This window comes from Proteus sp. G2669, from assembly GCF_009915245.1.
Taxonomy (GTDB): domain Bacteria; phylum Pseudomonadota; class Gammaproteobacteria; order Enterobacterales; family Enterobacteriaceae; genus Proteus.
The window spans coordinates 46,453-72,063 of record NZ_JAABLX010000019.1; the positions used below are offsets into that span (position 1 = coordinate 46,453).

Here is a 25,611-nt window from a genome sequence, read left to right on the forward strand (position 1 = left end):
CTTCTCTTTTTATCTACAAACTCATATCAACTAAATATGTACACATTTCAGTAAAGCATTTCTCAATCAGTATCGAACGAGGCTCTTCGCGCCGAATAATAATACCAAGAGGAGAATTTATTGTGGCATCAGCAATAGGAACAACATCAAGATTTGGGTTCAATTTTTCAATTCCTTTTGAAAGAGGAACAATTGAGGCACAAAATCCTGCATCGACTGATTGCATAAGATGAAGTGTAGAACTACTTTCAACTAATACTTTCGGATGCAAATTATAGCGCTGAAATGCCAGATCAACGGATTGTCTAAAATGATTTTCTTTATTAAGCAGTGCCAATGGCAATTTAACTGCTTCATTCCATGAAATCGTTTTTGCCGAAGGCATAAAATGATTACGATGAAATAAAAGCCCCAATTCTGTTTGCTTTAAAGCATAAATTTCATGTTGCTGAGTATTCGCTTTTTCTAAATAGCAAATACCAATATCAAGGCTATTATTATTAAGACAATCGACTATCTTTTCACTATCACTCGACATAACCTGAAAGCGAATTTCAGGAAAAACGGATGAGATTTTCTGCAACATTTTCATTGGGTTTAAATTAGTTAATGGCACAATGCCTATACGCAATTGTCCTAATAACTGTTGTCGAAAATTAGCCGCTTCTGCCTGTAATCCATTATAAGCAGACTCCATTGTTTTCGCCCACTTTAGGATTTTCTCGCCTTCTTCTGTAAATCCTTCAAAACGAGAACTCCGCTTAATAAGCACAACATCTAGCTCTTTTTCTAAATTACGTAATCGCATGGATAAAGTAGGTTGTGTGACATGGCACATTTCAGCAGCTTGGCCAAAATGTTGAGTTTTATCTAATGCGATTAAATAAAATAATTGTTTTATGTCGATATGCGATGACCTCATGATAAGCAGGTGAATAGAAAAAATAGCCGTTCTTATACTATAAGATAAACAGTACGCGCAGTTTTATTTACCTTCCAGCTTTTTTATCTATAAGTAAAGATAGAAGATAAAAATGGGAAATCCTAACTAAATAAAAAAGCTCACTCTCATTTTACTCTCAGAGTGAGCTTGTTTTAAATACAATATTAACTGACTAACTTAACGGATTAATATTGTTCTTTAATTTTAAAGACTGACACTTTATCTGTTAAATTTTGTGCTTTCTCATCTAAAATCATCGTAGAAGTCGCACCTTGTTCAACTAAAGCCGCATTTTGCTGAACAACAGAATCCATTTGGTTAATGGCGACTGCGATCTGTTCAATACCTACTTTTTGTTCTTCTGATGCGATACTAATACCTTGCATGATATCGCTGACTTTAGTAATAGAAGAAACAATGTCCTGCATATGCTCACCCGTTTTATTCACTAACTCACGGCCATGAGCCACATCGGCAACGGATTCTCTGATAATTTGGTTAATTTCACGCGCAGCATCCGCACTTCTTGCGGCTAAATTTCTCACTTCAGTTGCAACAACAGTAAATCCACGGCCTTGTTCACCGGCACGCGCTGCTTCAACCGCTGCGTTTAATGCCAGAATATTAGTTTGGCTTGCAATGTTATTAACTACATCATTGATTTCAGCAACTTTTAATGTGCCTACTTCGATCTTTTTCATCGAATTAATTGCATCATTCATGATATTAGAACCATCAATTGCTAAATCACGAGTTTCTGCTGTAATAGAGTTTGCTAAAATCGCATTATCAGTATTATTAACAACGGCAATTTTTATCTCTTCCATACTCGCAGCTGTTTGTTGTAGGGCGCTTGCTTGCTCCTCAGTACGAGAAGAAAGATCTTGATTACCAGAAGCAATCTCTGCCGAGCCCTTTTTGATCTCTAACGCTTCTTCTTTAACAAGTTGAATAGTCGATGTTAACTCAACTTGCATATCACCAACATTAGAAAACAAAGTTCCAAATTCATCATTTCGTTTTTTAGGTAAAGTAAAACTTAAATCCCCTTCTCCCACTTTCTGCAAAATGTCTGATAGAGTATTCAAATTAAAGATAAACGTTTTATTTACCCAACGGATAACAATATAAAGAAGAACAAGAATGATCCCCAAAGCAATGAGGGTTGTGTAAATTGATAACTGCACCATCCAAGCTTGTTCCGATTTAATATCGTCATTCACACCTTTAGTTATTATGAGATATTCATCAAAGAGATCTGATAAGCGATTAAAATCACTGGAAAGGTTTGATTCTGTATAATCTAGTGTATCTATAGGCGCAATAAGTTCATCGAGAAGATAATAGAATAGTACAGAAAGTTGCTCTGAATTGCGTTGTGCATCAGGGCTGATCTTCTTTACTTCAACCCAATGTGTAATAGTCGCTTTTGATTTTGTTGCTAACTCTTTTGCTTCAGCAACAATGGATTTAATCGTTTCTTGTTTGTTTTCATCTGTCATGGTTTTTAACAACATCAGATAATTAACATGAGAACGAATAGTGGCTAATTCGTACCTTGCTTCCTGAACGTTATTTAATCTTGTATTCAAAGAATCTAATGATGCAAAGTTTTCTTGCATGCGATAAATAAAAAATGACGACAATACTGATGATAATAAGAAAATAGTTAACAGTATGATGGAACCTACTTTTGCTGATCTTTCAATACTCATGAAATAATCTTCCCCGATAATAAAATGATACAAATGCATTCATTTATCGGCACAAAATAGATTTTATTTACTTATTAATCAGAATTATCGATACAAACGATTAATACAGTTCTCAATCAATGATGGCAATTAGTTTTTTATTCTTAGATTCAAGTGTTAACCTTGATCATATACCGTTGTGAAATAATATTTCAGTGTTATTAATTGGTCGCTTTTTGAACGCATTTTTCATTTAAATAAAACACAGCAAACATTTTGCACACTCTAATAAATGACAAATATCATTTAACGATTAAAACATCTTAAGTATTTTTACAACTCAATCCATAAATTAGAGATAAATAGCTTCTAAAAAAATCACAGATAAGGTATAAACACTTAGGATATTATTAATGAAAAATTATCGCTTCTTTTAGAAAGAAAGGAGAAATAGAACCTACAAGCTATTTTAACTTTCATATAGAAGAATAAATCGAACCTTAGAGAAAGTGCCTAAAACATCATTGCAATTAATGCGTTCAAAAAGTTATTTTCTTAGCATCAAACAATCAACTCCTCTTTATATGAATATTCCTCTCAATAATTATTGAGTTAGATCAATTTTAATTTTCTGTCTTATTCACCAAAAAGAAGGATTTCATGGATTATTTATAAATACACATAATCCATTTTCATCATATACCCCAATTTTTGATTTTATTCAGAGAATTCTTACATTCTACTTTTCTCACAAATACTCACTTTACGCGTAAAACATACTTCCTTACATTACCTAACCTTTTCATACAATCCATCCTATAAAGACTAAAAGTGAAATATAACTTAATATATAACTTATCAAACCAGATTTTTCACCTAATAAAAACTCATAAAACGAGTATCGGAATTAGTTTGCGTTTGCATTAAATTTCTTAACATATTGATATGCCTATCACTTACTAAAACTTAAGTATAACCTTACAATAATTACTCTCTTGATAGGTATTACCTATTACATAGTGATATCGCATAGGGTAAACCATTTTTACGCACTTATTTATGTGTAATATAGTTACTCAAACCGAAATGGCTAATTTTAATATGTGATAACTTCTAAATATTAGACCTCATGTTATTGGAATTAATTTATGAACGATCTAGACACTAAAGTAGGCTTTTTTTTTAAAAAGGCGAGAAAAGAGAAGAAATTATCAGGTCGTGAACTGGCAAAAATAATCTCTGTTAGCCAACAACAAATATCTCGTTATGAAAATGGCAAAAATAGCATGTCACTTAGTTTAATAAATAAGTTACTCATTATTTTTGATAAAACATGGGATGATTTAAATCGTGAAGTAATAAGTACCTACAACGAAAAGGTGCCAAATACACAATCAAAAAAAAGAGACTATGAATTTAGTGGCACAACCGCTAGCCAACTAAATTAAAAATAAATATTTAAAAAAATCACTATAGCATCACTATAAGCAATTAACCATGAAAATAAGATATTTAATTATGTTTTATTTTCATGAGCTATTAGCTTTATGAAGTTAGGGGTGTTAACAACCGACGAAACTATTATTTCGTATTAATAGATAATTATTAGGAAAATAAAAAACACTTATTAAGTGTTTTTATTCGCCATGGATAGCTTTTATTTGTTTTTACACTAATAGCGAGTCAAATAATAAATTACTAAATATCATTTATATTTAGCGATTTATTAAAACGTAGTTATCTAATATAAAACGAAGGAATTTAGAATGAAAAAATCTATCATTGGTGCATCTTTAGCAATGGCATTTGGTCTGATGGCTGGTAATGCATTTGCTGTTGATAATACTGGTACGATTACTTTTAATGGTGAATTAACGGATACAACTTGTAAAGTTGATATCGAAGGCCAAGGCCCTGATGCAACGATTACTCTGCCCACAGTCAGTACTGCAACTTTAACAGCTGCTGGCCAAGTAACTGGTCGTACTGGTTTCAATATGAACCTGTCTGATTGTAAAGTCGGTCAAGCAGGTCATAAAACAGTATCTGCATTCTTTGAAACTGGTGCAACTGTTGACCAAGCCGCTGGTCGTCTGAACAATATGGATATCGCCACAACTGGTGCAAAACTGGTTCAATTACAACTGTTAGATGGTAGCAATGCATTCGCACCAATCAAAATTGGTAATACTTCTCAAGTAGATGCAACTGCTTACGTTCAAATTACTGATGAAAAAGCCACTCTGCCATACGCTGTTGAATACTACGCTATTGGTAAAACCGAGGCTGGTAAAGTAACAAGTAGCGTTATTTATACTCTGCAGTATAAATAATCGAAATAAACAGGGGGGAGGCTTCTCCCTCCTGTTTGCTTTTTATTAATGGAATAAAGATAAATATGAAAACCACTAAATTAATTAAAAGCTTTTTTTTGAGTTTATTAATTATTATTCCAACATGGGTAAATGCTGCCGTTGTTATTAGTGGCACTCGTGTTATTTATAATGAAAATGAAAAAGAAGTAACGCTTAAAGTTTCTAATGAAGGAACTGTACCTGTATTAATTCAAAATTGGCTTGATACCGGAGATGTCGATGCAGCTCCAGAAACTATTCAAGTTCCTTTTGTATTAACGCCCCCCGTTTTTCGTATTGAACCAACTAAATCCCAGACATTAAGAATTGGTTATACCGGTGGCGTTGCTTTACCAAAAGATAAAGAAACTATTTATTGGCTAAACGTATTAGAAATACCACCTAATGCAACAGGTGAAGAAAATAAATTACAAATTGCTTACCGCTCTAGAATAAAACTATTTTATCGCCCAATAGCACTAAAAGACAAAATGGGAGCCATTGAAGCAGCTGAAGGCTTAAAGTTTTCAGTTTCAGGTAACACGTTAAAAGTCATCAATAATGCCCCCTATTATGTTTCTTTAGTTTCTATTTCTCTTAATGGAAATGATAAACAACCTATTGATGGTGAATTAGTTCCACCATTAGGTAGCCATGATTTTGCTATACCCAATGGCATATCAACAAATATAGGAAATAAAGTCGTTTATCGATATGTAAACGATTGGGGCGCAATGAAAATAGTTGAATCAAAACTTTAATTCTCCAGTGATTTCATAAAATATACGGGAATATTTAAATGAGCAGTTATATTTTAAAAACTATTATAATATCTGCTGGTGCGACTTTTTTTCTAATCGCACCCTATACCTATGCAGAAAATATAACAGTAACAGAGAAGAATAAATGGCTGCCGAATGGTAATCATGCATTATCGGGTGTAAATACATTACCCGCGCATGTTGCGACACAAAGTTTACCAGCAAGTGCTAATGGCAATAATTTGCCTACCACAAACGGTAATAATAATACCGCAACCACATTTAACCCTATTTTTATGAATACGTCACAAAGTGATATTGATATCAGCCGTTTTGACAAGGAAAACTCAATATTACCTGGTACGTGGGATGTTGATGTTTACGTTAATAATCATTTTATTGCTAAACAAAAAATCACTTTTAGAGAAATGGCTAGCCAAAAAGTGGAACCCTGTCTCACTAAAGACACGATGAGCCTTATCAATATCAAAAATGATAAACAGTCTCCATTGCTGAAAAGTGCAATGGAGCTTCATGAATGTATTGAATTAGTCAATCTCGTTCCTTCAACAGCCGTTACCTATGATCCTTCAATACAACGCCTTAATGTTGAAGTGCCGCAAGCACTTGTTGGCTATAAACCGAGAGGTTATGTAAGCCCTTCACTATGGGATAGAGGGATCAATGCCCTATTAGTGAATTATAATGCTAACTATTTTACATCTAGAAATAACGGCAAAAATTATGATTCCGCGTTTGCAGGTATTGATAGTCATGTGAATTTGGGAACATGGAGTTTTCATCATACTGGTAACTACTCATGGGACGAAAACAATGGCCATGATTACACATCAACCTATAACTATTTAGAGCGTATTATCACCACAATCAGAGGCGTAGTACAAATTGGTGATGTGCTAACAACAGGCCAGTTATTTGACTCTCAACCACTAAGAGGTATCCAACTCTTTAGTGATGAGAAAATGTTACCGGATTCTCAACGTGGGTTTGCACCAACCATTCGTGGTATTGCGAAAACCAATGCGCGAGTCATTATTCGCCAAGATGGACGTGTTATTCACGAAACGGTGGTTTCACCAGGCCCATTCGAAATTGATGACCTCTATCCTTCTGGTTATGGTGGTAACTTGGATGTCACCATTCAAGAAGCCGATGGTTCACAACAAAACTTCAAAGTTTATTATGCTTCACTAGTGCAATTATTACGCCCTGGGCAGCATAACTACACTGTTGCAGCAGGTCATTTAAATTCCAAATCTGTAGATTATGATCCTACTCTATATCAAGCCACCTACCGCCGTGGTTTAACCAATATTATTACAGGCTATGCAGGTGTTCAGGGTACAGGTGCAGATTACTACGCTGTTCAAGTTGGTTTGGCATTAAGTACACCTTTAGGTGCCTTTTCTGCCGACGTCACACAAGCCCGAGTGCATTTAAATACGACCGCTTCTGCTGTTAATAGCGGACAGAGTTATCAGGTGAGTTACAGTAAATATATTCAAGATACCAACAGTAACTTGACTATTGCGGCATATAAATTTAACTCCGAAAACTTCTACGACTATACCTCTGCAGTACAGGCAATAAATGAAGAAAAACATGGCAGAAGTATTAGTAATATCTGGCGTCCAAAGAGTCGTTTTAACGTTACCATCGATCAGGGGTTAGCTGAGGGATGGGGGAACTTTTATGTCACCGGTTATACCCAAAACTACTGGAATAATGATACCACCGACTTACAGTACCAATTGGGTTATAACAACAACTGGCGTAGATTGTCTTACGGTCTTAACGTAGGCCAAGTCCGTAATGCCGAAGGTAAAAAAGAAACCACCTTTGAGATGAACTTTACCTTACCATTGTATGATCTCAGTATTGACCATATGCCAACTCTAACCGCCGCTGTGACTCGTGATGGTCGAGGTTATGTGGGTGAAAGACTCGGTATTTCTGGCTCTGCGGGTGCGGATAACCGTTACTCTTATGGTGTAACCGCAATGAATACAAACCACGGCGTTGGCTCAAGTATGACGATGAGTGGTAATGCAAGAACAAACTTTAGCAGCTTAAGTGCAACCTACGGTATTGGTGAGCACTATCAAAATGCATCAGTTGGCGCGAGTGGTTCGTTAGTCGGTTGGTCAGGTGGTTTAGCTACATCGCCTTATCAAGGTAACACCTTCACTATTGTTGATGCTGATGGCGCAGAAGGGGCCGCGGTGAGTGGCTATCCAGGCATCGAAGTTAACAGCTTTGGTTATGCTTTAGTGCCTTACTTAACTCCGTATCAATTAAACGATATCACCATTGACCCTAAAAATATGACCACTAGCGTTGAATTACAAAATACTCAAGCCTTTGTCGCGCCATTTGAAGGTGCAATAACTAAAGTTGTCTTTGAAACTGATAAGGGTACGCCATTGTTGATTACTATCCAAAGAAATAATGGACCTATTCCATTTGGTAGTGTCGCTTACGATGAACAGAACAGTGAAGTGGGTAGCATTGGTCAGGGAGGACTTCTCTACGCCCGCGTTAAAAATCCATCAGGTCGTTTAACGATTAAGTGGGGACCAGGTGAAATACAGCAATGTACGATTAACTATAGTGCACCAGCACAAGATAAAAGTAACCAAAGTAGTTTTGTTCAACTGACTAGTGTATGTGGAGAGTAAAGTATGAAGCCGATTATTAAAAATTCATTAGCCTTAATGCTTCTACTTTTACCCGTGACTGAAGTAATGGCGGCTGCCCCTGGTGAAGTCAAATGTATTCTAAAAGGCGCTCCATATAATAAGTTTATGACAATAAATGGCGCTATTCATGTTGGTGTTGATATGCCAATAGGTGCTGTCGTATACCAAGGTCAGCTTGATTACGCTAGCACAAAAATTAATTATGAATGTGGTGCTGATTTCTCTAAAGATCCTGATAGGACAGTTTATTTTAAAGAAAGACAAGAGATAAAACTATTAAGTACAACAGGCACCCCAGTAACAGGTGCTGGGATCCCAACCAATGTATTTAAAACGAATAATCCTGGTCTCGGTATTGTATTTTATGCAGCTAAAGATAAAAATAATACACTGCCACTTAATGTGCCCAAATTATCTTGGGAAGGTCAGCGTTACCTCAACAAAAATATGACAGGGCTTGGTTATTGGGCAAAACCCGTTTTACATTACTCGATAATTAAAATAGGACCAATCCAACCTGGCGTTTTTAATTTAACCAATATTGCGCGAATGCAACTTGATGTAAATTTTCCTGATAAAAATGAAGTCATTTCACCAGAGTTTCCTGCTATTAACTCATATTTAGAAGTTACAGGATCTATCACTGTCACATCTTCAAGTTGCAAAACTCAAGATTACACAGTGGAATTAGGTAAGCATGAAACATCTAAGTTACCCAATAAAAACAGTACAACAAAATGGATAAACTCAGATATTATATTAACCAATTGCCCTGCTTTTAGAGGTTATTATTCAGGAGGCAAGGGAAATGTATATACCAGTGAAAACGGCCAGACTTTCCCAGATCGCGATCCTAACGAACTAAGAGTAACAATAAAGCCTGTTAATCCAGCTATTCCTGAATATCCGGGTACTTTTAAAGTAAATGATGTCCCTGGTGCAGCAACAGGTGTCGGGATCCAACTTGCATTTGGTGATGTCGGCGAAGATTTTGTTAAATTTAACACCCCAACTACCTTCGTACAACCTATTACTGAAAAAGCGGGTGTCGTAAGTGTTCCATTACGTGCACGATATATTCGTGTTGATGACAGAATATCTGCAGGTAGAGCGGATGGGGCTGCAACCTTTATGATTGAATATTATTAACCCCTTATTCTGTTTACCAGAATAAAATAAAAACTCACTCTGATACGTTAATTCAGAGTGAGTTTTTTATCGTTATAATGCTTGTTCTTCTATTTGAAAAACGGCCACATTATCCATCAACATCTGCGCTTTTTCGTCTAACATCATCGTTGAAGATGCGCCTTGATCCACTAAAGAAGCATTTTGCTGTACAACAGTATCCATCTGATTAATTGCCACCGCAATTTGTTCAATACCAACACGTTGCTCTTCTGAAGCAAGACTTATCCCTTGCATAATATTGTTTACTTTTGCAATTGAAGTGACAATTTCTTGCATATGTTCCCCTGTTTTATTAACCAGAGCAGTTCCTTCAGCCACATCTTCTATAGATGCTTTTAATATCTGACTTATTTCCTTGGCTGCATCTGCACTTTTAGAGGCTAAATTTCGCACCTCTGCAGCAACAACAGTAAAACCACGTCCTTGTTCTCCTGCTCTCGCAGCCTCTACTGCTGCATTTAACGCTAAAATATTTGTTTGGCTCGCAAGGCTATTAATAACTTCATTAATTTCACCAACCTTTAATGCACCTTGTTCTATTTTCTTCATTGATAACATCGCATCTTTCATCACATTAGCGCCATCGATGACGATATCATTGGATTGATTAATAATAACATTGGCTTCTTGGGTATTTTCGGTGTTATTGGCGACAGCCGTTTTAATCTCTTCCATGCTAGCCGCTGTTTGTTGCAAGGCGCTGGCTTGCTCTTCAGTACGAGAAGAAAGCTCCTGATTACCCGATGCAATTTCAGAAGCACCTCGTTTTATCTCTAAAGTCTCTCTCTTTACAGTAAGAATGGTAGAAGTTAAGGCTTTTTGCATATGGCCAACATGTGAGAATAGTTCACCAAATTCATCTTTTCTCATTTTAGGTAAAGTGAAAACTAACTCACCTTGACCAACTTTATTTAAAATATCAGATAATGTATGAAGATTAGAAATAAATGTTTTATTTACCCAAAGAATAACAAAATATAAAACAATCACTAAAATTAACAATGAAATAATGGTTGAATAAATAGAAAAATTAACCATGGTTTCTTGGTTATTTATAAGAGAAGCACTATTCTTCGCTTTTATGGTGATGTAATTATCAAATAAAATATTTAATCTATCAAAATCATTAGCAAATTCTTCATCATTTACATTTATTGAACCTGAAGTATTTGATGCGATAATTAATCTATCAACTAAATTATAAAATAATTTTGCAATGGCATCGGCACTTTTTTGTGCTTCAACAGTTACTTTTTTCTCTTTTGTCCACATTTCCATGGCACGTTTAGCGCTGTCAGCCAATTTTTTGTTTTTTTCAATAATCTCAGCATCTTTTGCGTTTGTTAATGCAGTATCCTGCATTAAGAAATTCACATTAGAACGCATCGTTGCTAATTCATAGCGTGCCATTAATACATCTGTGTAACGTGTTAACAACGTTTCCACTTGGGTGAAATTATTTTTCATTTTATAAATAAAAAATGAAGATAATGCCGAAGATAAAATAAAAACCAATAATAATACAGACGAACCTATCTTAGCAGATCGTTTAATGCTCATAATAAAAATACCTATACACATATATCGATAAGATTTATTTCCTTATCGACATAGTTGTTCTTTTATTTAAAAACAATAGGTATTTATAAGTTAATGATTTTTATTTCTAAAATATTAGTCTATCAATAAACAATATCTATATTTTAAATAATTTTCAATTTATTCTTATTTTATAAAATAATTCAACTAATATTATTAATAATAAAAAATCTATTTTTTATCAAAAAAATAAGTATTTCTATTTTATGATAAATATTATTTTTTATTCATCACATAAATAATCTTTATTCATTTACATTTAAAGTATAAAAATCGCTTTATTTTCAATGAGTAACAGACACACTATCTCATTCTGAGAACAATGATATAATATGTGCAATGACTTTAAAACTCTGATGATTTACGGAGCTTACTTTTTTATGCAACCCCAGTTTGAAAACTCAAAAAACACCGTAAAAACGTTATCAGTGTTTGATTTTGATGGCACGTTAACTTACCACGATAGTTTTATTCCTTTTTTAAAGTTTGCTTTCGGTAAACGTAAATTTTCACGCCGTTTAATTAAGATGGTATTACCAACATTACGTTGTTTTAGACGCAAACTAACCCGTGATGAATTAAAAGAAGTGCTTATCAAAACTTTTTTAACAAACATTGACGAACAATGGTTAAAAGAAAAAGCAGAAGCATTTTGTCAGCTTTATTGGGCTAAATTAATGCGCCCTACTGGCTTATTAGCAGTAGCAGAAGAAGTGAAAAGTAATGCCCAAGTTACTATTTGTTCTGCGTCACCAGCAATGGTTCTACAGCCTTTTGCAGATAGGTTGGGGATTAAACTGATAGGCACGACACTTGAAGTAGTTGATGGAAAATTGACAGGTAAAATTATTGGGAATAACTGTCGCTGTGGTGAGAAAATTAAACGTTTAGAAGATGTCTACGGAGATCTAACGCAATATCATATGAAAGCATGGGGAGATTCTCGAGGTGATCATGAATTGCTACTAGCCTCTCAAACACCTCATTGGCGTCACTTTCATACTGGTCGTCGTAAAGCTAAAAACTCGCCCATTAAAGTGGCCGTAAAAAAAGAGTCTTAGTTGCTAACTGTTTTCCTATCAACACAGAAAAAATAGCCCCCGCTAATACGAGGGCTAAATAAAGTCTTAGATATTTACGCCGTGTTGTGATGCTAACGCACCTAAACCACCCGCAAAACCTTGACCAACGGCTTTGAATTTCCACTCTGCGCCATGGCGATATAACTCACCAAAGATCATTGCGGTTTCTGTAGACGCATCTTCAGAAAGATCGAAACGTGCAATTTCAGTATTATTGTCGTTGTTATAAACGCGCATAAAACTGTTACTTACCATACCAAAGTTTTGTTTACGATTTTCAGCATCATAAATAGTGACTGCAAATACCAGTTTTTTCACTTCAGCAGGGACTTTTGATAAAGTGATTTTGACTTGCTCATCATCACCGTCGCCTTCCCCAGTACGGTTATCTCCTTGGTGTTCAACGCTTCCGCACTGACTCACTTTGTTATTAAAGAAGATAAAACTTGCGTCTGAAAGTACTTTTCCATCTTCACCTACCATGAATACTGACGCATCTAAATCGAACTCTGCGCCATCAGTCACGCGGGCATCCCATCCTAGACCAACCATAGCAACCGACATTGTTGGTGCTTCTTTAGTCAGAGAAACATTACCACCTTTAACGAGGGAAACTGCCATATCAAAGCTCCTACTTTATTGAATAATCTGGCAATCACATATTATGACTGCCAGCGGTTAGTATCTTACTAATCGACTATCAAGAGGCATTAATGCCGTACTGAGCACAAACCGATCCTAAACCCCCCGCATAACCTTGACCTACAGCGCGGAATTTCCACTCTGCGTTATGACGATATAACTCGCCAAATAACATTGCCGTTTCAGTTGATGCATCTTCAGTTAAGTCATAACGAGCAACTTCAATTTGGTTGTCATCATTAACTAAACGAATAAATGCACCTGATACTTGGCCAAAGCTTTGACGGCGTGCTTGTGCATCATGGATAGTGACAACGAAAATAACCTTATCAACATCATTCGGGATCATGTCTAATTTAATTTTCAGTGCTTCATCATCACCATCGCCTTCACCCGTACGGTTATCGCCGGTATGAACAACTGAGCCATCAGCAGATCTTAAATTGTTATAAAAAATGAAATCGGCATCGCTACGCACTTTTCCATTTGCAGCTAACAGAAATACAGATGCATCTAAGTCAAAATCTTGACCATCTGTAGAACGGGCATCCCAACCTAGTCCGACAAGGACGTTTTTCATCGTTGGGGCTGCTTTGCTCAGAGAGACATTACCACCTTTAGAAAGAGAAACGCTCATTTTACAACCTCTTTAGTTTTGTTTTTAATATTCTGATTTTTCAAGAATATGTATTAGTTTGTCTTACCTTGATCATCTTTTTTTTCTGGGAATACAAAACTTGCAATAATCCCCAGAGCAAGAACACCAAGCACTACAAATAGGCTAGTTGTCGCGGAAATGCTGTATCCATGTTGCCAGATATGATCTGTTGCATTTAAACCTAATTTTGCAGCAATAAAGAACAACAGCACAATAACCGCTTTTTCGAGGTAAACGAGATACTGTTTTAACGCTTCTAACACGAAGTAAAGCGTACGTAAGCCTAAGATTGCGAACATCATTGCACTATAAACAATTAGGGGTTCACGGCTTACTGCGATAATAGCGGGAACCGAATCGAAAGCAAACATCACATCAGAAAGCTCAACGACTGCCACACACAACATAAGTGGTGTTGCATATAGAGCAGCTTTTGTACCACGACCGATAGTGACATCTTTGTTTTCAGGTTTCGCTAATTCAACATCAACTTCTTTTTGTGTTAACAAAAAAGCGTGTCCAGTAATTTTTGGCCATATAGGGAAAAATCGTTTTACTAAGCGATAAGCAAGATGTTGTGAATAGTCTTCAATCTCTTCACTATCACCACCACTTTTCAGCATCATAACTGCCGTCCAAGCAACGATTAAGGCAAATACTATCTCAACATATGGTCCTAAACTTAACAGTCCTGTACCGATGGCAACAAAGATCCCACGGAAAACGATAGCACCAATGATACCCCAATAAAGAACGCGGTGACGGAAGCGGTCAGGCACTGCAAACCACGAGAAAATCGCCATCATGACAAACAAGTTATCAATGGAAAGCACTTTCTCTAATGCATAACCTGTTACGAATAAACTCGCAACTTCTGCACCATGATGAATATAAAGGAATCCTGCGAATGCCATAGCAATAGCAACCCAGAATATAGACCAAAATATGGCATTCTTTAACGTTATCGGCTTATCAGCACGATGCATGAATAAGTCGATAAAAATAGCGCCAACCGCAAGTACTACAAAGACAATGACAGTTTCTGTCGGAAAACCAATATGTGTGGATACCATAATAATTCCTGAACGGTTCCCTATAAATTAATTACAAATCAAATTCTGCGGGTTGAAAGCCTAATGCAACAGCAATAGTTCGCACCGCTTCTTTTTCATCATTGTCAAAATCACCATCACTTTTCGCAACAGCGATACCAACACGAATAGCTAATTGCGCAGCTTCTGGCTGATCTTTCATTGCCAGAATATACTTCATGGTTTCGCCTTTACCGACTTCAGTATCAAACTCGAAACTTGTAATTAGCTTATTAAAGAATTCAATCACCTCAGAGGTATCAAAGACTTTAAGTTCATCCGATGCTTTTAAAAAACCCAGCATCTTCTGTTTTTCTTCAGAACTCACACCGTCGCTGGCGATAGCGATACGCGCACAGACAGCTACCGTTCCTTGCATAAATTTTTTGTTTTTAAAGCGGCCAACTTGCTTTGCTAACTCAGAACGTCCCGTATTAAAACCTTCTTTTAATTTGTTAAAAAAACTCATGTTACTTTTCCTTATATCAACTTGATCACTTAGAACCCGCTGTCCAGCGAAATCCCCACCCGTAGGCATTATCCATATCACGGTGGCCTTTAAAAAACTCATTGAGACGTTCAACTCTGATTGAGCCGTTCTCATTAACCAGTCGTGCTATAGCACACATGCCACGACCATTATTACCATCAGTTAAGCGTGTTTCGATAGGTGGCTGATCAGGTACATGAATGGTAACCACGCCATCTGTTTTGCTCCAATTCGGTACACCTTCATAAATAAACGCGAAAATTAGCACTTGCTTGATATTTTTCCATTCACGCCCATTCACAAAGATCCATTCACCACCAGCAACATCTCCCGTACGATCATCACCTTGTAATTCAACATAAGGAATACGATTGAAATCACCAAATCCGTTTCCTAATGCTTGAATAACCGATTTATGGCCTTGCTGAAGTTCAACAAAAGCACCAATGTCTAAGTCGATACCTTTATTTCCGCCAAACAATCCACCCAATAATCCTGATCCACCACTTTTACTTTCACGATGCCAATCAAGATTAATACGAATTTTTCCGAAATCATCTTTCTTCGTTAGGCTGATTGCAGGTTTCTCTTTGGTTAGAGAAACCTTACTTAAGTTCACCGAACTTGGCGCTGGAGCTGGTTTCGGTGCTGGTGCTGGTGCTGGTGCTGGTTCAGAGTCTGCAATATCAACACCAAAATGTTCAGCTAATGGTTTTAAGCCACCGTTAAATCCTTGAGCGATAAAACGGAACTTCCAACTACCATTACGACGATACAATTCACCTAAAATTAGTGCTGCTTCAGGACGACCGTTAATATCAACATTGCCATTCGCGACAACCTCATTATTAGCCTCAACTTGAATCGATAATCGTTGTAAATTTGCGATAGTTTGTTGACCTTCACAAGTCGCTGTAAACGCAATTTTTTCAACATCAGGATGTAAACGTGTTAAATCTACGGTAAAAGAAGTGCTATTTCCTGCTGTTGCATAAATAACAGTGCGATCATCACTCGCTGTTTGTCCATAAAACACCATATCGGCATCGCCATTCACTTTACCTGAGGCATAAAGTCTAAAAGCGGAAACATCAACAGGTGCGCCAGATTGAATACGAACGATTAATGTTTGATTAGGAACGGGTACATTCCCACCGGGAGTCATATTCATTTATCGCACCACCGTCGCCACAATATCAGGCATCATGTCGTTGATAACACGGCCTTTGCAAGGTGCACCAAACGCGGTGAAATCCCATTGACCATGATTACGTTGCATCGACGCAATCACAATACCAGTATGAGTGCCTTGCTCTGTTAAGGTATAACGCACTAACTCTTTATTAGTTGTTTTATCAACAACTCGACAGAATGCGTTTTCAACTTCATTAAATGTTTGTCCTCGGAAACTATTTACAGTGAAGACCAAGTATTCAACATTTGTTGGTAAACGGTCTAAATCAACGAAAATAGTTTCATCATCGCCGTCACCGTCTCCAGTTAAGTTATCACCAGAGTGAACCACTGACTGACAACTTGATTTTAATTTACGAAACCAAATGGTATCGATTTGATTGCCATTTGCGTCAAGTAAAACGCAACTTGCATCTAAATCAATAGAACCACCACCACCAAAAAGACCGCCTAATAATCCTTTTTTCTTAATCGGATCCCAGCCCAAACCAAACATTAAATGGCTCAGTGTAGGTGCTTGTTTACTGAGAGAAACTGTTTGATTCTTGCTTAATGAAACCATAATTAAATTCCTTCAGAGGTAGAGTGAAACAACAATGCCATTTGTGATTAAATCCATATCATGAAAATCATCATATCATGATGAAGTACATGAGCAAGACTATTTTTACCACCCGAACATGAAGTTTTGTAAACCCATTGATATAATTAATATTTTTGTAAAAATAAATTATAAAAATACAAAATAATTATAATAATAACGTTATTGGTTAGTCTAATTTAAACTAAAATCAAATAAATCATATTATGATTGACACAGTTCTTCGAAAACTTCATGATTATAGGACTTGAACCCTACACTTTTATTTCACGGTATACAGCGTAATGAACAATACGATTTGGTTTATGGAAGGTTTATCATCACAACGCGATATTATTCAAAGTGTTAAAGACTTTGCAAAACAGCAACACAAAGAAATTTTTGTGCTCGCATCTCATCGCCATACACGAAATGAGATTTTATCGCTTGCTGATGGGGCTTTTTATGAACCTATTGAAGAGGCATTACGCTTAAAATTTATCGCTGATGTTGTGAAACAACATCAAGTGAGAGCCATTCATACTGGGCGCAATGGTGCATGGTTTGAATTACACCGCAAAGAAATTGAGTCATTAGGGGTAAAATTAACCACAGGTGCAACTGAGCTCGGACAGCTTCAATTAGCTGATAATAAAGTCGCTTTTGCACAAGCTATGGAACAATGCGGTCTTCCTGTTGTACCTTCCATTTATATTGACTCAATCGATGAATTAGAAAAACAAATAAAAAATCTACCTTTTGGTGAGATCCCTTTATGCATTAAGCCAGTAAAAGGCATTTATGGAATGGGCTTTTGGCGCTTTGATAATCAGGTTTCGCCGATGGCGCTGTTTAACCACCCAGAAAATCGCCAAGTTAATCCACAACAATATGTTGATGCATTAAAAGCGGTTGAACACTTTGAGCCATTAGTGCTCATGCCTTATTTACCTGGCCCTGAATACTCTGTTGATATGGTTGTTGAGCAAGGCAATGTTATTGCTGCTGTTGCTCGACGCAAAGAAGGTGCAATACAACATTTAGAAATTTCAGGTGAAGCCTATGAATTAGGCAAAGCGTGTGCCACTGCGATGAAAGCAGATGGTCTTGTGAATGTTCAAACCCGAAATAATCATCAAGGCCATCCATTATTACTTGAAATTAATATGCGCCCTTCCGGTGGCATCGGTTATACCCAACACTGCGGCATTAACCTTGCTGGTATTTTTGCTTTACGCCAATTGGGATTGATGAGTATTGAAGAGGCTCAAGCTCAAAATAACTATTTTACACCGACAAAAATACGCTCAATCACCGATTCTATTGTTTTCAATTCAACGTTAACAAACGTAATAAGTACGGATAATAATTAATAATGAAAAATAGCATGAGTGACTCTTTAGTTTATCGTCGCCAGCTTAGTTGTGGCACATTGAGCGTGACGCCAAATTGCCCTATTGAGTTACTTGATGAATTATTTGATATTGCAGAAAGACGCAATCCTAAGCGTGCATTTTTATTTGTCAGTAAGGTATTAGGCCGTCATATTCCTGTTTCACCCCAAAAAATGCGTGAAACCTACCAAAGACTTGCTAAACAATTTCCTCCTTCACTTGAAGGCCCTATTTTGTTTATTGGTATGGCGGAAACCGCCGTAGGTTTAGGCGCTGGTATTTTTGATGAGGTAAGAAGTCGCTATCAACAAGCGATTTATTTAACCTCAACACGTCACCCTGTTGATAATGGTGAACTGCTGTGTGAATTTAAAGAAAATCACAGCCACGCGACCGATCACTTACTCTATTTGCCAAAAACAGCAGAGCAACGTCAGTGGGTACAACAAGCAAAAACCGTTGTATTAATTGATGATGAAGCCACTACGGGCAATACCTTTATTAACCTACTTTCAGCACTACGTGAAGAAGGTGGATTAACACATATTGAACACGTTATTGCGGTCACATTGACGGATTGGAGTGGTGAGTCTATCGCTGAACGCGCCCCATTACCGATTAAGACTCTCTCTTTAGTTCAAGGTGAATGGCAATGGGATGCTGATCCTAATGCCCCCCTACCTGTTATGCCTAATGTCAATATTACGGCATCAGGTCAAGTTGCGATTACAGGCAAACAAAGCTGGGGACGATTAGGGATGACAACGCCTGCAAATGATCTTGGTTTAACTATCAAAGTATCAGTTGATGAAAAAATTCTTGTATTAGGGTCGGGAGAATTTGTCTGGGAACCATTCTTATTGGCCGAACGTCTTGAAAAACAAGGTGCTATTGTAAAATATAGCTCGACAACACGTTCACCGATTTCAACCAATTTTGCTATTCAGTCAGCCATTACTTTTACTGATAATTATGGTTTAGGCATTCCTAATTTTGTCTATAACGTGGCACACCAACAATTTGATCGTATTTTACTTTGTTGTGAAACCCCGATTGACAGTATTGATAACCAACTGATGGAAGCCCTTAATAAAGTTGCACCAATTGTTGAGGTAATTAGTTATGACTAAGCCCGTTATTTTAACTGATCTCGACGACACCTTATTTCAAACGCGTCGCAAAATGATAGATGAATTAGCGCTAGAACCCTATAAAACAGGGGCATTAGACAGAAGCTTAGAGCCTCGTAGCTTTATGACGCAAGAACAAGCCATGCTGGTAGATTGGATGCTAGAACATGCTGACTTAATTCCTGTTACCGCGCGGGGTACAGAAGAAATAAGCCGAGTCACGATCCCTTTTCATTCATGGGTAATTACCACACATGGTGCTGTGGTATTAACCCCTGAAGGCACAGCAGATGCCCAGTGGCAAAGCTATATCACTCAAAGCTTAACGCCATATACACAACGTTTGCTCGCACTACAACAATCCATTACGCAATTAATGGCGGAACGACATATTGATGGTTGGGCTCGAATTAACTATGAATATGGTGATTTGCCTATTTATTTAGTGATGAAGCATAACGATAGCACCCGACTAGAAGAGCTATACGCCATAGGTGATGAGATAGAAAAAACATTCTCAACAGAAGGTTTTTATATTCATCGCAACAGTAACAATATTGCTTGGTTACCTGAGCCTATTGAAAAAGGTAAAGCCGTCACGTATTTGCTTAATAAATTAAAGGTAGAACGTGGCGTTTTTCCTGTCATTGGTTTAGGCGATAGTCTGAGTGATCATCGCTTTATGAAATTGTGCAGTTGGTATGGGCTTCCTCGCCAAAGCCAATTTGCTGATGCGATCAACACAAAAATTTTTGGAGAATAAACATGATGGATCATAAACCGTTTTCAGGATCTTATGTATCAGGTGATGTCGATTTTCTACTTCAACCCGTCAATATTGAAATGACGCCGGTTGAGTTAAAGGAAGAGCTAATACAATCGGGTAAACGTCACTATTCTGACATGCTAAGCCAAGAGCCAGAACCCACAACATGGCATCTTGATCTCTTTGAAAAAGCGCTAGAAACCGGTGCGACGCGCTTAGCAACTGAAGTGATTATGTTGGCAAAATCCCTTATTGAACGCTTTGGTGATACCCCGATTATTCTAACAAGCCTTGTACGTGCAGGTGTTCCTTTAGGCGTAATGTTGCAACAAACATTGCGCAAAATGGGAAAAACCTCTTATCACTATGGAATAAGCATTATTCGAGATAGAGGCATTGATAGCGAAGCGCTTTCATGGATTGAACAACATCACGGTACAGAAGGAATTGTTTTTGTTGATGGTTGGACGGGAAAAGGCGCTATTACAGGTGAGTTAATTCGCTCATTAACCGGACGCGAAGGCTATCCCCCACAACCACGTCTTGTCGTCCTTGCAGATCCTTGTGGTTGCGCATGGCTAAGTGCCAGTGATGAAGATTGGCTTATCCCCTTTGGGATCATGGGCGCCCCCGTTTCAGGATTAATTTCACGTTCAATTTGGACAGAAAAAGGTTTTCATGGTTTTGTCGATTGCCAACATTTAAAACAATATGAATGCAGTCGATACCTTGTTGATATTGTAGGAAAAGTCGTTGATCGCTTGATTGATAACGATATTCCACATGCCACATTTAAAGAACAACAATCAGACTTAAAAAAGCTAAGCGAAAACGTCGTTAGTTCACTTGCAAAAAAATATGATATTTCAAATATCAATCGTATAAAACCCGGTATTGCTGAAGCCACACGCGCTGTTTTACGCCGTGTACCTGACCATGTTCTTGTGAGAGAGATAACTGATCCTGATGTGGCATTACTGGTTTATCTTGCGCAAGAAAAAAATATTGCTGTTATTGAAGCAGGGCAAGCGCTTGGTCAATATCGTGCAGTGACTATCATTAAAAAGGTGAAATAATGATTGAACGATTATCCCCGTGGAATTTAGGGGCAACGCTTTATATGCCAGCAACTCGAACAGATATTGCGACAACGATTATCGATCAGAAAATTGAAGGGTTACGCTCTTTAATTATCTGTTTAGAAGATGCGGTTAGCGATGCTGATATTCCGGTGGCATTAGAAAATTTGGCTACGTTATTAACTAAGTTGGCAGAGCATAAAAAGAACCATGATTGTAGCCATTGGCCTTTGCTATTTATTCGCCCTCGCCATACGGAAATGGGCCAATGGATCACTGAAAACCTTGATGTCAGTGCTATTGATGGTCTTGTATTGCCTAAATTTACTCAAGCCTCTTTACCAGTTTGGTGGAATATCATTGAGAACACGCATTTATGTATGATGCCAACTCTTGAAACCGAAGAGGTGTTTGATGTTATTCAAATGACAGCGCTTGCAAACCACCTACTGACTCACCCTTGTCATAACAGAATTATCGCGTTACGTATTGGTGGAAATGACTTAATGAATGTGATTTCGCTAAGACGTAATCGCCAGTTAACACTTTATGATGGCCCAATGGGTTATGTCATAAAAATGCTAGTTGCTGTATTTGGTGCTCGTCAGTTTGCTCTCACCGCGCCAGTTTGTGAGCATATTGATGATCACCATATTATGGATAAAGAGCTTGCTCTTGATATTGCTAATGGTCTTGTTGGTAAAACGGCGATACATCCAAAGCAAATTCACAAGATTGAACAAGCCCTCATGGTATCTCAATCCGACCACTCAGATGCTTTGCGTATCTTAAACTCAACGCAAGCCGTCTTTAAATCACAAGGTGCGATGTGTGAACCTGCAACACATCGTCGCTGGGCATTGAGTATTTTAACCAGAGCTAAAATTTATGGCATTATTCCTAACCAACAAAATAATGCTCAACGTTTTAATGCAACATAAAACACTCTATAGCAGGTGATGAACTCGATAAGATAAAATAATTATCTTATCTTGATTTTGATTTATAAGTTTCTAGTCAAAACATGTTATCTTTAACTAGAACTTATAAAAACAAAACCGACTTTTTTATTTAAAAAGTCATTTTTTTCATTTGAATTATTATTTTATACTACATTTAATAGGACGCTTATTTTATTTATACTTGTAATGTTTCTGATACTTGTAAATAAAGTGTAAGAACAAGAATAATAAAAATTACAGCCGAATATTTTAACACACGAATGACAGAATAAGTGGTAACTAAGCATGCAATTAAGCACTCGTCAGGTCAGAGTCTTTACACTGGCAACCCTTTTAAGCTCGGGAAAAAAGGTTCCAACCATTAAGATTATTTCTGCTCTTGAATGCTCAGAGCCAACGTTAACTCGCGTTTTAAAAGAGATAAGAGATTCTTATGACGCTGAAATAAAGTACAGTAAAGCGTCTCGAGCTTATCAAATGACTGAACGTGGTCAACTTGATAATAAAACCTTACGTCGTATGCGTGAGGCATTATCAGCCAGTGAAGATCTTCGTCATAATGGAATGACAAGCCGAGTTTATCTTGATAAAGATAAGAAGAAATCGGTTTCACTTTCATTAAAAATGTCAGCATTACGCAAAATTGACAGATTATCTTATTTAAATAATTCCACACGCAGTGAAGCGGTTGAATTATTGGTTGACCATTATATTGAAAATTTAATTCAATCAACACTTACTGAATTAGCTGAAAAAGAAAAAGACAAAAAATAGGTTTAAAAAAACAATAATATATATTAAGAAATAGCTTGATACATTAGTATCAAGCTATTTTCACAATCAATAATAAATTAAATAAAATACTTATTAAATTAATATTTTTTATATAATTAATGAGTTGTTGTTTTATTTTTACTTATTTTTAATGTAAAATTAAAATAAACGTAATCAATTGAATTCACTTGTTTTTTTATTTAATTATTTGATTTTATATAAATGAAAGGTATTTATACCTAATCTTTATTAGTCATTCTTTTTAGATTACTCCAATTAAGACTAATCAATAAAAAATATCTTTAATAATAAATGCCCATTAACTACACAAAATAAGAGTGAGCGTGGATTAAATTCTCTTTTATTTTACTTTTTATGCGATCTTATTTCAGATTAATAATATCGGACAATCATCACTGCGTTTTTTGCCTAATTTAATTAAACTAAGCATAATCTCAATTCAACACGTTCATCAGTCGGTTAGTATATTAACCGCTTATTCCTATCTCACTAACAGGATAAATGCATGAGAAGATTGCCAGTTTACCTTTTACTTGATACATCGGGTTCTATGTATGGCGAACCTATTGAAGCAGTAAAGAATGGCGTTGAAATGCTCTTATCAACATTACGCCAAGATCCTTACGCATTAGAAACCGCCTATATTTCTATCATCACCTTTAATTCAACCGCACAACAAATTGTTCCACTCACTGATTTAATTAACTTTAACGTACCTGACTTAGTAGCAAGTGGAACAACGGCATTAGGTGAGGCGCTCACATTAGTTTCTGATCGTATTGAAAACGAAGTACAAAAAACAACCGCTGAAACTAAAGGTGATTGGCGTCCGCTTGTTTTTGTAATGACTGATGGCGCACCAACTGACGATTGGAAAAAAGGCGTTGAGAAATTTAAAGCAGCCCGTACTGGTGTTGTGATTGCTTGCGCAGCAGGACAATCAGCACAAACGGATGTGCTCAAAAATATTACTGAGATTGTATTACGGCTAGATACGGCGGATTCTAACACCATAAAATCATTCTTTAAGTGGGTTTCAGCCAGTATTTCTGTCGGTAGCCAAAAAGTCGATTTAACCAAAAAAGATATTAGTGATCTTGATGACTTACCACCACCTCCTCCTGAGGTTAACGTTGTACTTTAAATAAAAAAGGAATGAATATGTCAGTGAGTTTAAAAAAAGGACAAGGTATTAGTTTAAAGAAAAATGAATATGACCTTTCCTCTGTCACTATCGGTTTAGGTTGGGATATCAACGAAGAAAAACGCGGATTCCTTGGTGGGCTTTTTGGCAAAAAAAGCGAAGAATACGATTTAGACGTTATCGCCTTTTTATGTGGTGAAAACGGCAAGGTCAATGATCTGGGTAAAATTGAAGGTGGACAACCTTCTCTTGTTAATGGCGATATTATTTTTTTTAATAGCCTTAAACATAAATCTGGGCAAATCTGGTTAACAGGTGATAACCGTACAGGTGCTGGTGATGGGGATGATGAACAGATCATTGCAAAATTAAATACCCTAGATCCTAAATTTACCAAAATCGTCTTTATTGTTCAGATTTACAATGGGCGTGAGCTACAACAACACTTTGGTAAAGTACAAAATGCCTTTATCCGCGCCGTTGATGCTAAAAATGTAGAAATGGCTCGTTTTGATTTATCAGGAGGCGAAGCCTTCAATAATCAACGCTCAATGTTATTTGCTGAATTAGTCAGAGAAGAAAATGGCTGGAAACTTAACGCTATTGGTGAACCTTCAAGTTCAGATAGTTTTGTTTCTTACTTAAAGGACTTTACCTAATGAGAAGACTTCCTGTTTACCTACTTATTGACACATCAGGATCAATGAGAGGTGAATCTATTCATGCCGTTAACGTAGGAATACAAACAATGCTAAATGCATTGAGACAAGATCCCTACGCATTAGAAAGCGTACATATCTCAATTATCACTTATGATAATGAAGCACGTGAATTTATTCCTTTAACGGCATTAGAAGATTTCCAATTCACTGATATCACCGTTCCTAGCTCTGGTGGCACATTTACTGGTGCAGCTCTTGAATGTTTAATCAAGTGTGTTGATCGTGATATTAAACGCTCTGATGGTGATCAAAAAGGTGACTGGCGCCCACTGGTCTTCTTAATGACAGATGGCACCCCTTCTGATGCTTACGCCTATGGTGAAGCCATTAAAGAAGTGAAAAAACGCTCATTTGGTTCGATCATCGCCTGTGCAGTTGGTCCAAAAGCCAAACATGACCACCTTAAAGAGCTTACATCTCAAGTGGTGGCATTAGAAACATTAGACTCTAACGCCTTCTCAGGCTTTTTCAAATGGGTTTCTGCTAGTGTCGCATCTGGCAGTTCCAGTGCGGGCATTAACACCGATAAAGACACATTACCACCACCGCCGCCTGAAATTCAGTTAGTACTGTGATCCACAAAAGCAAAGCGCTAAAACAGGCTTTGCTTTTATTTTATT

24 protein-coding genes are annotated in these 25,611 nt (G+C 36.9%); 15 read left to right on the plus strand and 9 right to left on the minus strand.

Annotation, left to right across the window (positions count from 1 at the left end):
- Positions 1–13: 13 nt before the first annotated feature.
- Together GWI68_RS05205 and GWI68_RS05210 are read right to left on the minus strand one after the other, a co-directional pair.
- Complete coding sequence (locus tag GWI68_RS05205; protein ID WP_109409134.1) at positions 14–922, minus strand: LysR family transcriptional regulator; 909 nt, start codon at positions 920–922, stop codon at positions 14–16.
- A 206-nt stretch (positions 923–1,128) separates the two neighbouring features.
- Positions 1,129–2,658 (minus strand): methyl-accepting chemotaxis protein, encoded by a 1,530-nt coding sequence (locus GWI68_RS05210; RefSeq protein ID WP_166539596.1) that lies wholly within the window; start codon positions 2,656–2,658, stop codon positions 1,129–1,131.
- A gap of 1,127 nt (positions 2,659–3,785) precedes the next feature.
- On the opposite strand from GWI68_RS05210, the gene GWI68_RS05215 reads away from it, so the two are divergent.
- From GWI68_RS05215 to GWI68_RS05235, 5 genes are all read left to right on the plus strand, one after another.
- On the plus strand, positions 3,786–4,085 hold the full coding sequence (locus GWI68_RS05215; protein ID WP_109409136.1) for a helix-turn-helix transcriptional regulator: 300 nt from the start codon (positions 3,786–3,788) through the stop codon (positions 4,083–4,085).
- Between the two features lie 318 nt (positions 4,086–4,403).
- Positions 4,404–4,970, plus strand: a complete 567-nt coding sequence (locus GWI68_RS05220) for a fimbrial protein (RefSeq protein WP_166539597.1) — start codon at positions 4,404–4,406, stop codon at positions 4,968–4,970.
- A 65-nt stretch (positions 4,971–5,035) separates the two neighbouring features.
- Positions 5,036–5,752: a fimbria/pilus periplasmic chaperone gene (locus tag GWI68_RS05225; protein ID WP_109409138.1), complete on the plus strand. Its 717-nt coding sequence runs from the start codon at positions 5,036–5,038 to the stop codon at positions 5,750–5,752.
- A 38-nt stretch (positions 5,753–5,790) separates the two neighbouring features.
- Positions 5,791–8,451, plus strand: a complete 2,661-nt coding sequence (locus GWI68_RS05230; RefSeq protein ID WP_166539598.1) for a fimbria/pilus outer membrane usher protein — start codon at positions 5,791–5,793, stop codon at positions 8,449–8,451.
- A gap of 3 nt (positions 8,452–8,454) precedes the next feature.
- Positions 8,455–9,621, plus strand: a complete 1,167-nt coding sequence (locus GWI68_RS05235) for a fimbrial protein (RefSeq protein WP_166539599.1) — start codon at positions 8,455–8,457, stop codon at positions 9,619–9,621.
- 72 nt (positions 9,622–9,693) lie between these two features.
- On the opposite strand, the gene GWI68_RS05240 is transcribed toward GWI68_RS05235, so the two are convergent.
- Complete coding sequence (locus GWI68_RS05240) at positions 9,694–11,223, minus strand: methyl-accepting chemotaxis protein (RefSeq protein WP_109409141.1); 1,530 nt, start codon at positions 11,221–11,223, stop codon at positions 9,694–9,696.
- A 419-nt stretch (positions 11,224–11,642) separates the two neighbouring features.
- Between GWI68_RS05240 and GWI68_RS05245 the strand changes: the two genes are divergently transcribed.
- Positions 11,643–12,323, plus strand: a complete 681-nt coding sequence (locus GWI68_RS05245) for an HAD family hydrolase (protein WP_166539600.1) — start codon at positions 11,643–11,645, stop codon at positions 12,321–12,323.
- Between the two features lie 66 nt (positions 12,324–12,389).
- Here the strand turns inward: GWI68_RS05245 and GWI68_RS05250 are convergent, their stop codons facing one another.
- The 6 genes from GWI68_RS05250 to GWI68_RS05275 form a co-directional block, all read right to left on the minus strand.
- A complete protein-coding gene (locus tag GWI68_RS05250; RefSeq protein ID WP_109409143.1) occupies positions 12,390–12,965 on the minus strand; it encodes a TerD family protein in 576 nt (191 codons plus the stop codon).
- Positions 12,966–13,044: 79 nt separating this feature from the next.
- Entirely contained in the window at positions 13,045–13,623 is a 579-nt protein-coding gene (locus tag GWI68_RS05255; RefSeq protein ID WP_072070083.1) for a TerD family protein, read from the minus strand.
- A 53-nt stretch (positions 13,624–13,676) separates the two neighbouring features.
- A complete protein-coding gene (locus tag GWI68_RS05260) occupies positions 13,677–14,717 on the minus strand; it encodes a TerC/Alx family metal homeostasis membrane protein (protein WP_166539601.1) in 1,041 nt (346 codons plus the stop codon).
- Positions 14,718–14,748: 31 nt separating this feature from the next.
- The gene (locus GWI68_RS05265) at positions 14,749–15,204 is read right to left on the minus strand and encodes a tellurite resistance TerB family protein (RefSeq protein ID WP_109409145.1); all 456 of its coding nucleotides are present in this window, start codon (positions 15,202–15,204) and stop codon (positions 14,749–14,751) included.
- A gap of 25 nt (positions 15,205–15,229) precedes the next feature.
- Positions 15,230–16,396 carry a TerD family protein gene (locus tag GWI68_RS05270; RefSeq protein WP_166539602.1) on the minus strand — a complete coding sequence of 389 codons (1,167 nt, stop codon included), beginning with the start codon at positions 16,394–16,396 and terminating at the stop codon, positions 15,230–15,232.
- Positions 16,397–16,981 carry a TerD family protein gene (locus GWI68_RS05275; protein WP_166539603.1) on the minus strand — a complete coding sequence of 195 codons (585 nt, stop codon included), beginning with the start codon at positions 16,979–16,981 and terminating at the stop codon, positions 16,397–16,399.
- A 323-nt stretch (positions 16,982–17,304) separates the two neighbouring features.
- Between GWI68_RS05275 and GWI68_RS05280 the strand changes: the two genes are divergently transcribed.
- The 9 genes from GWI68_RS05280 to GWI68_RS05320 all read left to right on the plus strand — a co-directional run bounded on the left by GWI68_RS05280 (position 17,305) and on the right by GWI68_RS05320 (position 25,566).
- Positions 17,305–18,372, plus strand: coding sequence for an ATP-grasp domain-containing protein (locus GWI68_RS05280; RefSeq protein WP_166539604.1), 1,068 nt, complete (start codon positions 17,305–17,307; stop codon positions 18,370–18,372).
- Positions 18,373–18,386: 14 nt separating this feature from the next.
- Entirely contained in the window at positions 18,387–19,523 is a 1,137-nt protein-coding gene (locus GWI68_RS05285; RefSeq protein ID WP_243733299.1) for a phosphoribosyltransferase domain-containing protein, read from the plus strand.
- The gene (locus GWI68_RS05290; protein ID WP_166539606.1) at positions 19,516–20,286 is read left to right on the plus strand and encodes a hypothetical protein; all 771 of its coding nucleotides are present in this window, start codon (positions 19,516–19,518) and stop codon (positions 20,284–20,286) included. The genes GWI68_RS05285 and GWI68_RS05290 overlap by 8 nt, the downstream gene beginning before the upstream one ends.
- A gap of 2 nt (positions 20,287–20,288) precedes the next feature.
- A complete protein-coding gene (locus tag GWI68_RS05295) occupies positions 20,289–21,365 on the plus strand; it encodes a cysteine protease StiP family protein (protein ID WP_166539607.1) in 1,077 nt (358 codons plus the stop codon).
- Positions 21,365–22,309, plus strand: coding sequence for an HpcH/HpaI aldolase/citrate lyase family protein (locus tag GWI68_RS05300; protein ID WP_166539608.1), 945 nt, complete (start codon positions 21,365–21,367; stop codon positions 22,307–22,309). The genes GWI68_RS05295 and GWI68_RS05300 overlap by 1 nt, the downstream gene beginning before the upstream one ends.
- 306 nt (positions 22,310–22,615) lie before the next feature.
- A complete protein-coding gene (locus tag GWI68_RS05305) occupies positions 22,616–23,104 on the plus strand; it encodes a tellurium resistance protein TerW (RefSeq protein WP_166539609.1) in 489 nt (162 codons plus the stop codon).
- 526 nt (positions 23,105–23,630) lie between these two features.
- A complete protein-coding gene (locus GWI68_RS05310) occupies positions 23,631–24,269 on the plus strand; it encodes a VWA domain-containing protein (protein ID WP_166539610.1) in 639 nt (212 codons plus the stop codon).
- Between the two features lie 17 nt (positions 24,270–24,286).
- Complete coding sequence (locus tag GWI68_RS05315; protein ID WP_109409155.1) at positions 24,287–24,928, plus strand: TerD family protein; 642 nt, start codon at positions 24,287–24,289, stop codon at positions 24,926–24,928.
- Positions 24,928–25,566, plus strand: coding sequence for a VWA domain-containing protein (locus GWI68_RS05320; RefSeq protein ID WP_072068977.1), 639 nt, complete (start codon positions 24,928–24,930; stop codon positions 25,564–25,566). The genes GWI68_RS05315 and GWI68_RS05320 overlap by 1 nt, the downstream gene beginning before the upstream one ends.
- Positions 25,567–25,611: the final 45 nt, after the last annotated feature.

Coding starts and splice junctions, on each gene's coding strand:
- GWI68_RS05205 (WP_109409134.1), bottom strand. CDS start 922: ATGAGGTCATCGCATATCGACATAAAACAATTATTTTATTTAATCGCA.
- GWI68_RS05210 (WP_166539596.1), bottom strand. CDS start 2,658: ATGAGTATTGAAAGATCAGCAAAAGTAGGTTCCATCATACTGTTAACT.
- GWI68_RS05215 (WP_109409136.1), top strand. CDS start 3,786: ATGAACGATCTAGACACTAAAGTAGGCTTTTTTTTTAAAAAGGCGAGA.
- GWI68_RS05220 (WP_166539597.1), top strand. CDS start 4,404: ATGAAAAAATCTATCATTGGTGCATCTTTAGCAATGGCATTTGGTCTG.
- GWI68_RS05225 (WP_109409138.1), top strand. CDS start 5,036: ATGAAAACCACTAAATTAATTAAAAGCTTTTTTTTGAGTTTATTAATT.
- GWI68_RS05230 (WP_166539598.1), top strand. CDS start 5,791: ATGAGCAGTTATATTTTAAAAACTATTATAATATCTGCTGGTGCGACT.
- GWI68_RS05235 (WP_166539599.1), top strand. CDS start 8,455: ATGAAGCCGATTATTAAAAATTCATTAGCCTTAATGCTTCTACTTTTA.
- GWI68_RS05240 (WP_109409141.1), bottom strand. CDS start 11,223: ATGAGCATTAAACGATCTGCTAAGATAGGTTCGTCTGTATTATTATTG.
- GWI68_RS05245 (WP_166539600.1), top strand. CDS start 11,643: ATGCAACCCCAGTTTGAAAACTCAAAAAACACCGTAAAAACGTTATCA.
- GWI68_RS05250 (WP_109409143.1), bottom strand. CDS start 12,965: ATGGCAGTTTCCCTCGTTAAAGGTGGTAATGTTTCTCTGACTAAAGAA.
- GWI68_RS05255 (WP_072070083.1), bottom strand. CDS start 13,623: ATGAGCGTTTCTCTTTCTAAAGGTGGTAATGTCTCTCTGAGCAAAGCA.
- GWI68_RS05260 (WP_166539601.1), bottom strand. CDS start 14,717: ATGGTATCCACACATATTGGTTTTCCGACAGAAACTGTCATTGTCTTT.
- GWI68_RS05265 (WP_109409145.1), bottom strand. CDS start 15,204: ATGAGTTTTTTTAACAAATTAAAAGAAGGTTTTAATACGGGACGTTCT.
- GWI68_RS05270 (WP_166539602.1), bottom strand. CDS start 16,396: ATGAATATGACTCCCGGTGGGAATGTACCCGTTCCTAATCAAACATTA.
- GWI68_RS05275 (WP_166539603.1), bottom strand. CDS start 16,981: ATGGTTTCATTAAGCAAGAATCAAACAGTTTCTCTCAGTAAACAAGCA.
- GWI68_RS05280 (WP_166539604.1), top strand. CDS start 17,305: ATGAACAATACGATTTGGTTTATGGAAGGTTTATCATCACAACGCGAT.
- GWI68_RS05285 (WP_243733299.1), top strand. CDS start 18,387: ATGAGTGACTCTTTAGTTTATCGTCGCCAGCTTAGTTGTGGCACATTG.
- GWI68_RS05290 (WP_166539606.1), top strand. CDS start 19,516: ATGACTAAGCCCGTTATTTTAACTGATCTCGACGACACCTTATTTCAA.
- GWI68_RS05295 (WP_166539607.1), top strand. CDS start 20,289: ATGATGGATCATAAACCGTTTTCAGGATCTTATGTATCAGGTGATGTC.
- GWI68_RS05300 (WP_166539608.1), top strand. CDS start 21,365: ATGATTGAACGATTATCCCCGTGGAATTTAGGGGCAACGCTTTATATG.
- GWI68_RS05305 (WP_166539609.1), top strand. CDS start 22,616: ATGCAATTAAGCACTCGTCAGGTCAGAGTCTTTACACTGGCAACCCTT.
- GWI68_RS05310 (WP_166539610.1), top strand. CDS start 23,631: ATGAGAAGATTGCCAGTTTACCTTTTACTTGATACATCGGGTTCTATG.
- GWI68_RS05315 (WP_109409155.1), top strand. CDS start 24,287: ATGTCAGTGAGTTTAAAAAAAGGACAAGGTATTAGTTTAAAGAAAAAT.
- GWI68_RS05320 (WP_072068977.1), top strand. CDS start 24,928: ATGAGAAGACTTCCTGTTTACCTACTTATTGACACATCAGGATCAATG.